This is a genomic window from Geobacillus sp. ZGt-1 (assembly GCF_001026865.1).
Taxonomy (GTDB): Bacteria; Bacillota; Bacilli; order Bacillales; family Anoxybacillaceae; genus Geobacillus; species Geobacillus thermoleovorans.
Map to the genome: position 1 here is coordinate 730,332 of NZ_LDPD01000023.1, position 6,890 is coordinate 737,221.

At 56.2% G+C, this 6,890-nt stretch carries 7 protein-coding genes; 1 reads left to right on the plus strand and 6 read right to left on the minus strand.

Annotated features, from left to right (window positions below):
• Nucleotides 1–18 precede the first annotated feature (18 nt).
• Entirely contained in the window at nucleotides 19–1,644 is a 1,626-nt protein-coding gene (locus tag VU18_RS12385) for a polysaccharide biosynthesis protein (RefSeq protein WP_047758157.1), read from the minus strand.
• Between the two features lie 112 nt (nucleotides 1,645–1,756).
• Between VU18_RS12385 and VU18_RS12390 the strand changes: the two genes are divergently transcribed.
• Entirely contained in the window at nucleotides 1,757–3,067 is a 1,311-nt protein-coding gene (locus VU18_RS12390) for an NAD(P)/FAD-dependent oxidoreductase (RefSeq protein ID WP_047758158.1), read from the plus strand.
• Between the two features lie 192 nt (nucleotides 3,068–3,259).
• Here the strand turns inward: VU18_RS12390 and VU18_RS12400 are convergent, their stop codons facing one another.
• The 5 genes from VU18_RS12400 to VU18_RS20360 all read right to left on the minus strand — a co-directional run.
• A complete protein-coding gene (locus VU18_RS12400; RefSeq protein WP_008880941.1) occupies nucleotides 3,260–3,439 on the minus strand; it encodes a sporulation protein Cse60 in 180 nt (59 codons plus the stop codon).
• A gap of 115 nt (nucleotides 3,440–3,554) precedes the next feature.
• Nucleotides 3,555–5,195, minus strand: a complete 1,641-nt coding sequence (locus VU18_RS12405; RefSeq protein WP_047758159.1) for a M4 family metallopeptidase — start codon at nucleotides 5,193–5,195, stop codon at nucleotides 3,555–3,557.
• A gap of 69 nt (nucleotides 5,196–5,264) precedes the next feature.
• Nucleotides 5,265–5,363: a transcriptional regulator gene (locus tag VU18_RS17535; RefSeq protein ID WP_021322701.1), complete on the minus strand. Its 99-nt coding sequence runs from the start codon at nucleotides 5,361–5,363 to the stop codon at nucleotides 5,265–5,267.
• A gap of 345 nt (nucleotides 5,364–5,708) precedes the next feature.
• On the minus strand, nucleotides 5,709–6,023 hold the full coding sequence (locus VU18_RS12415; protein WP_013144427.1) for a rhodanese-like domain-containing protein: 315 nt from the start codon (nucleotides 6,021–6,023) through the stop codon (nucleotides 5,709–5,711).
• Nucleotides 6,024–6,080: 57 nt separating this feature from the next.
• A partial coding sequence (locus VU18_RS20360) for a class I tRNA ligase family protein (protein WP_236687385.1) occupies nucleotides 6,081–6,890 on the minus strand: 810 nt, incomplete at its 5' end.

A 6,890-nucleotide genomic window follows, 5' to 3' on the forward strand; every position in this document is an offset into this window, starting at 1 on the left:
GTCAACGGCCGATCCCTTCTACGATACCGCCTTTTTCTCTTTCCGGCGCCAAAACGCAAACCGGTCGCCAAACAGCGCCGAAAACAACCCGGAGCGGATGCTGAGAAACAAGTAGACGGCCGCCCCGACCGCTGCGCCGATGGAAACAGCGCCCACCGATTCAGCGGTGCCGGCGCGGTAATCGATCCATCGGGACGCCAGCGCCTCGACCCCCATAACCGCCGCTGACATCGCCGCCGTCAGGATGGCCATAAACGCCGTCCGGCGGGCGACAAACCGATAGCGGTAGCGCGTGCGGCGCTGAATGACCCATAAGTTGAACGCCACCGAGACGAAATAGCCCGCCATCGTGGCCACAATGGCCCCGACGGCCGACCATTTCATAATGAGCGGCGTGTTGAGCAAAAGCTTCACAAGCAAGCCGGCAGCCAAACTGACGACCGTAAACCGCTGCTCGTTGATGCCTTGCATGATCGCCGCCGTCACAGAAAACAAAGCGTACAAAATCGCCGCCGGCGCATACCAGCGCAACACTTGTTCACCAAGCGGATCATAGCTGTAAAACGAGCTGTACACCGGCCCTGCAAGCACCGCCATGCCAATCACCGCCGGGAGCGTTAAAAACATGAGCACTTGAAACGTCTGGTTCAAATATTGCCGCAGCGCTTTCCGATCTTGCGCGACATACGCTTTCGTAATCGTCGGGATGAGCGCCAAGCTGAACGAGGTCGCGAGCGTCACTGGTATGATGACGAGCTTTTGCGCCCACATGTTGAACACGGAATACGCGTGCTCCGAGATGTTCCCGCGGCCCGCCGCCGCCATCGCGTGATTGAACGTAAACTGATCGACGAGCTGGTACAGCGACATCGACAAGCCGACAAAAACAAACGGAATCGAAGAAAGAAGCAGCTCTTTATACATCGCCAAAAGCGACACGTCCGCTTCGCCGCGGTCACGCGCAAGCAGCGACTGCAAATACGGACGCCGCTTCCACCAATAGACAAGCAACACCAAAAGCCCCGCCGCCGCCCCGACAAACGCGGCAAACGTCGCCGCGCTCACCGCCGCGACGATTGAGCCGTCCCAAACGCGCAAAATGACATAGCAAGCCCCAAGCAAAAACGCGATGCGCGCGATTTGTTCGACGACTTGCGACAGCGCCGTCGGGCCCATCGACTCATGTCCTTGGAAAAATCCGCGGATCAAGCTCATCACCGGCACGATGAGGAGCGCAAAGCTGACCGCGCGGATGACGGCCGTGACGTCGTCGACCGAGTTGACGTTCGTTTTCGCATCGATGACGTGCGGCGCCAAGATGGGCGCCAGGGCGTACAAAATGAGCCATGAGGCGATGCCGCTTGCGATCATCAAGACAAGGCCGGAGCGAAAGAGCCGATAGCCGACGCCGTATTCCCCAAGCGCGTTGTATTTCGACACAAACTTTGACACCGCCACCGGCAGCCCGCCGGTCGCCAAGCTCAAAAAAATTTGGTACGGCACATAGCCGTATCCGTACAGCGCCCCGCCGCGCTCGCCGACAAGATGGTAAAACGGGATGACGTAAAATAAACCAAGAAGGCGAGAAATCATCACGCCAGCCGTTAAAATAAACGTGCCGCGCAGCAGTTTCGATGTTGACATATGACCCCTTCCCTAGCCATGGACGTTGAAAATGACAACGTATCTATTTTACCATAGTTGTCAATGGAACGAAAAATATCGGCCACGCGCAGAAAGAAAGGGTGGAATGAACATGGGATACGACGTCATCATCATCGGCGGCGGTCCGTCCGGGCTCATGGCGGCCATCGGCGCCGGCGAAGAAGGGGCGAAGGTGCTCTTGTTGGAAAAAGGAACGAAGCTCGGGCGCAAGCTCGCCATCTCCGGCGGCGGACGCTGCAACGTGACGAATCGGCTGCCGGTGGATGAAATGGTCCGCCATATTCCCGGCAACGGCCGCTTTTTATACAGCGCCTTTTCCGTATTTAACAATGAAGACATCATCCGCTTTTTTGAGCGGCTCGGCGTGCCGCTCAAGGAGGAAGACCACGGCCGCATGTTTCCTAAAAGCGACAGCGCCCAGTCGGTCGTCGACGCGCTTGTTCGCGAATTGTCGCGCCTTGGCGTCGATGTTCGGCTTGAATCGCCAGTGGCGGACGTGTTGTATGAACAAGGAAAAACAGTCGGTGTCACGCTGAAAAGCGGGGAGACGATCCACGCCCGTGCGGTTGTCGTCGCCGTCGGCGGCAAATCGGTGCCGCAAACCGGCTCAACGGGCGACGGCTATCCGTGGGCGGAAAAAGCGGGCCACACGGTGACCGAATTGTTTCCAACCGAAGTTCCGATCGTCTCGCATGAGCCGTTCATCCGAGAGCGGACGCTGCAAGGCTTGTCGCTGCGCGACGTCGCGTTAAGCGTCTTAAAGCCGAACGGCAAGCCGATCATCACCCACCGGATGGATATGCTGTTTACGCACTTCGGCATTTCCGGCCCAGCCGCCCTCCGCTGCAGCCAGTTTGTCGTCAAGGCGTTGAAAAAAGCGGCGGACGGCGCGGTCGAAATGAGCATCGACGCGCTTCCGGACGTGACGCAGGAAGAGCTGTTTCAACATTTCGCCAAGCTGTGCAAAGAGGAGCCGAAAAAGGCGATGAAAACGATCGCCAAAACGGTTCTTCCCGAGCGGTACGCCGTCTTTTTGCTCGAGCGGGCCGGCATCGACCCGCACGCCTCTGCCGGCACGGTCGGCCATGAGGCGCTGCGGGCGTTTGTCCGACAGTGCAAACAGTTTACCTTTTACGTCCACGGCACGCTGCCGCTTGAGAAAGCATTCGTCACCGGCGGCGGCGTGTCGGTCAAAGAAATTGAGCCGAAGACAATGGCCTCCAAATGCATGGCCGGCCTTTACTTTTGCGGGGAAATTTTGGACATTCACGGCTACACGGGCGGCTACAACATCACCGCCGCCCTTGTCACCGGGCGGCTCGCCGGCGTGAACGCCGCCCGCTATGCATTGGCGGAAAAAAACGGGGCGAGCGGCTCCGCGGGGCAGACAGCAACGAATTGACCGCCGTCCTCATGCCCCTCGGGTGCTCCGGGGCGTTCGCTGACATTCCGACAACGCCCGTCTTCAAGGCGGGCGATCGCAAAATTTCGCCGCCTGAAATGGAAATGCCGCAACGAAAAAAGCGTCGCCCGCTTTGGGGGGATCAGCACGAAAACGGCCAAAGAATCCCGCAGTCTGGAGCCGTGTGAAGTGTCAAGTCCGGTAAATGACCATGGCGGAAAAACAGTAGATTTGCTCGCCTTCCGATTCCATCGCCGCCACGCTGTACTTGACATCGATCAACTGTCCGTCTTTCAATCGGGCTAAAAAATCATTGACCGCCGCTTCCAAATCTTTTTCATGCTCTTTATCAAACACTTTCACTTTGTACATCGCCATTCCCCCGTTTTCTTTTTCCTTTTCCACGCATTTAGGGAAAATCCTGCCCACAAAAGGCGTCACGCGCCCCCGAACAGCGGGACGCGTGACGTCAGAAACTTCATTCGTCTTAATACACTCCAACCGCATTGAACGCCTGTTTCACCGAGTTGACTTCTTGGCTTGTCGACCCGTACAAATCAGCGGCCGCTTGCACGCAGGCGGCGCGCAGCTGGCTGAAGTTCGACGTCGGCGTCAAATAGTAGACAAGCGCCCGGTAGAAAATTTTCCCCATTTTGTCGCGGCCGATGCCGGTGACGCTCACGCCGTAATGGACGCCGCCTTGGCTGAGCAAGTACGCCGCTTTATTGATGATGCCGCTGTTCGTATGGACGCCGCCGTTGTCTTGCGTGCCGGTGTACCGTTTGGAATAATGATCCGGATCGCCGTATTTCGCCGGGTCGGACATCGAGCGGAGCGCATCGCCGGCGATCCCAGGCGTGTAAATGTCTTCGCCGATCTCCCAGTCCGGGTTGCGGTTGGCGTAGAACTCCACGAGCGTGCCGAAAATATCGGACATCGCTTCATTGATGGCGCCGGATTCGTTTTGGTAAACAAGCCCGGCCGTATAATCCGTCACCGCATGGGTCAACTCATGCCCAACGACGTCAATGCCGCCGGAAAACGGCAAAAACGTCTGTCCGTCGCCATCGCCGTACACCATTTGCGAACCGTTCCAAAACGCGTTGTTGTAGCCACGGCCATAATGGACGGTCGAACGGATGGCGGCGTTGCTGCCGTCATAGCTCAGCCGGCCGTGCACATTTTTGTAGTAATCATACACGACGCCGGCGTAATAATGGGCGTCCACGGCCGCCGCGTCATAGCTGGCGAAAAATTGGTTGTCGCCATCGGCCCACAAGCTGCCGGGCAAAACGGTGCGGTTTCGTCCGTCATACGTAAAAATGCCGCTGCCGCGCGTATTGTCTTGCAAATAGTAGTAGCCATAATACGAGGAATACGTCGTATTGATATATTTCTGATCCCCCAACACACCGCGGCCCACGCCGACCGTCGACGTGCCGGCGACCGGCTGCCCGCCGCCCGGCTTCGCCTCGTCCATTTGGTTCCATTTGTTCAACACTTTTCCGTCTGCGGCATCGATCATGTAGATCCAGTTGCCTGGGACAGGGGTTAAAAAGCGGACATTGACTTCATAGGCGAGGCGCGGGGTCTCCCCATCCGGATAGATGACAAGCCGCGTTGGTTTTCCCTCTTCGGCCGCCGGCCGTTCTTTCGTCACCGCATCAGCCACATCTTGTTTCGCGATCATTTCCGCTTGTTGAATGGAAATGGCAGCTTCTGTTTTCAACGTTCGTTTGTCCAAATTCGGAATGAGCGTACCCGACAAAGAGGACAATTCGCCATCGTTGACATGGGCAACGAGCACGGCGCCATACACAGGGATGCCGCGATAGCGCTGTTCAAAACGCATGACCGTATGGCCGAGTTCATCCGTTTGTTTGCCAATCAAGCTCAGCCGTTCGCGGGCTTGTCCACCAAGCTGGAACGTATTCTTCTCTTGATCAAGATAACGGTAAACCAATTCTTCCGGAGCATCCTCGCCTTTTAACAGCGAACCAGAAACGAACGACGGCGTCTTCCACTGTTCGTTCCACACCATTGACTTTTCCTTCGCCGAAGCCCCGAACGGCCAAGCCATCAATCCAAACGCCAACCCAATCGCGCCAAGCATCGCCCGTTTGTTCATTCCCTTTACCCCTTTCTTATATTTTCAAATTATTTATTCTAGTGAACTACCCCCACTTAACTCGCCTAATTAAGATAAATAAGAAACCGAAATAATGCCTTCAGCCGTTTCTTCTTGGGTCAGGCCTTTCATCAAGCGGGCGAATTTCAAGCGGTCGCCGAGTTTCAACAGAGAGCTCCTCCTTCGAACAAGTGTCTGATTTTACCGAAAATTATATCCTTTCCTTTTTTTTCTTGCATCACACTTTGGTACTAAAACAAAATGGAAAAAGCGCCCCAAAAAGCTGGGACGCTTTTTCGCTCCTACCCCGCAAGCGGACCGGGGAAGCGCAAGCCGCCGACGCATGAAAAGGCCCGCGGCAGCCAGCCATTCCTCTGCCTCTTGACTGAACGGGGCCGTTCGGATGGATCCATTTCCCATCCGCTGACACGTTCCGTCGTTTTGGTCTCGACAAAAACGGGATCACTTGGATGACGGCCCGCCGCCATGCCCTGTTCTTTGAGCCGGAAGCGCTTATCGCTTCGGCACTGTTTCGCCTTCCCACTCGAGCATGCCGCCCGTCATGTTGCGGACGCGATAGCCAAGCTCTTGCAAGTAGCGGCAGACGTTTTCGCTCCGCCGTCCGGAGCGGCAGACGAAAATATATTCTTCGTTGCGGTCGAATTCCTCAAGCCGATCGGGGATGTCGCCCATTTTAATATGTTTGGCGCCGGGGATCATGCCGAGGGCGACTTCCTCGTCTTCGCGCACATCGACAATGTTCAGCTTTTCCCCGCGTTCGAGTTTTTCTTTCACTTCAGCCGGCGTGATTTCCTTGATCTCTTCCATGGCAGATCGACCCCTTTCGTTGGTGGATAGGGAGCGGGCCGAAGCCCGCCCTCATCATCAGTTGGCGACGATATTGACGAGCTTGCCGGGGACGGCGATCACTTTGCGCACGGTTTTGCCCTCAAGCTGCTCTTTGATTTTTTCATCGGCGAGCGCCCGCTCCTCGAGCGCTTCTTTTGGCAAGTCAACTGGCACGTGCAAGCGCGACCGCACTTTGCCGTTGATTTGCACGACGATTTCCACGACGTCTTCCACAAGCTTCGTTTCATCATACGTCGGCCACGGTTCATAGGCGATCGTGTCCGTGTGGCCAAGCTTTTGCCACAGCTCCTCGCCGATGTGCGGGCAGACCGGCGACAAGAGCTTGACGAAGCCTTCCATGTATTCTTTTTTCATTTGCTCCGCTTTGTACGCTTCGTTGATGAACACCATAAGCTGCGAAATGGCGGTGTTAAAGCGCAAGGATTCGTAGTCTTCCGTCACTTTTTTCACCGTTTGGTGATAGATGCGCTCGAGCGTATCGTTTGCCGGTTCGTCGACAATGTTCGGGTTCAGTTCGCCATTCTCGGTGACAAAGAGCCTCCAGACGCGGTCGAGGAAGCGCCGCGCCCCGTCAAGCCCTTTCGTCGACCAAGCGATCGACGCCTCAAGCGGCCCCATGAACATTTCATACAGCCGCAAGGTGTCGGCCCCATGGCTTTCGATGATGTCGTCCGGGTTGACGACATTGCCTTTTGATTTGCTCATTTTTTCGTTGTTTTCGCCTAAAATCATCCCTTGGTTGAACAGCTTTTGGAACGGTTCTTTCGTCGGCACGATGCCAAGGTCATAGAGAAACTTATGCCAGAAGCGGGCATAAAGCAAATG

What these genes read in the sequence shown, in the direction of transcription:
- VU18_RS12385 (WP_047758157.1), bottom strand. Translation starts at nt 1,644, where the DNA reads ATGTCAACATCGAAACTGCTGCGCGGCACGTTTATTTTAACGGCTGGC.
- VU18_RS12390 (WP_047758158.1), top strand. Translation starts at nt 1,757, where the DNA reads ATGGGATACGACGTCATCATCATCGGCGGCGGTCCGTCCGGGCTCATG.
- VU18_RS12400 (WP_008880941.1), bottom strand. Translation starts at nt 3,439, where the DNA reads ATGTACAAAGTGAAAGTGTTTGATAAAGAGCATGAAAAAGATTTGGAA.
- VU18_RS12405 (WP_047758159.1), bottom strand. Translation starts at nt 5,195, where the DNA reads ATGAACAAACGGGCGATGCTTGGCGCGATTGGGTTGGCGTTTGGATTG.
- VU18_RS12415 (WP_013144427.1), bottom strand. Translation starts at nt 6,023, where the DNA reads ATGGAAGAGATCAAGGAAATCACGCCGGCTGAAGTGAAAGAAAAACTC.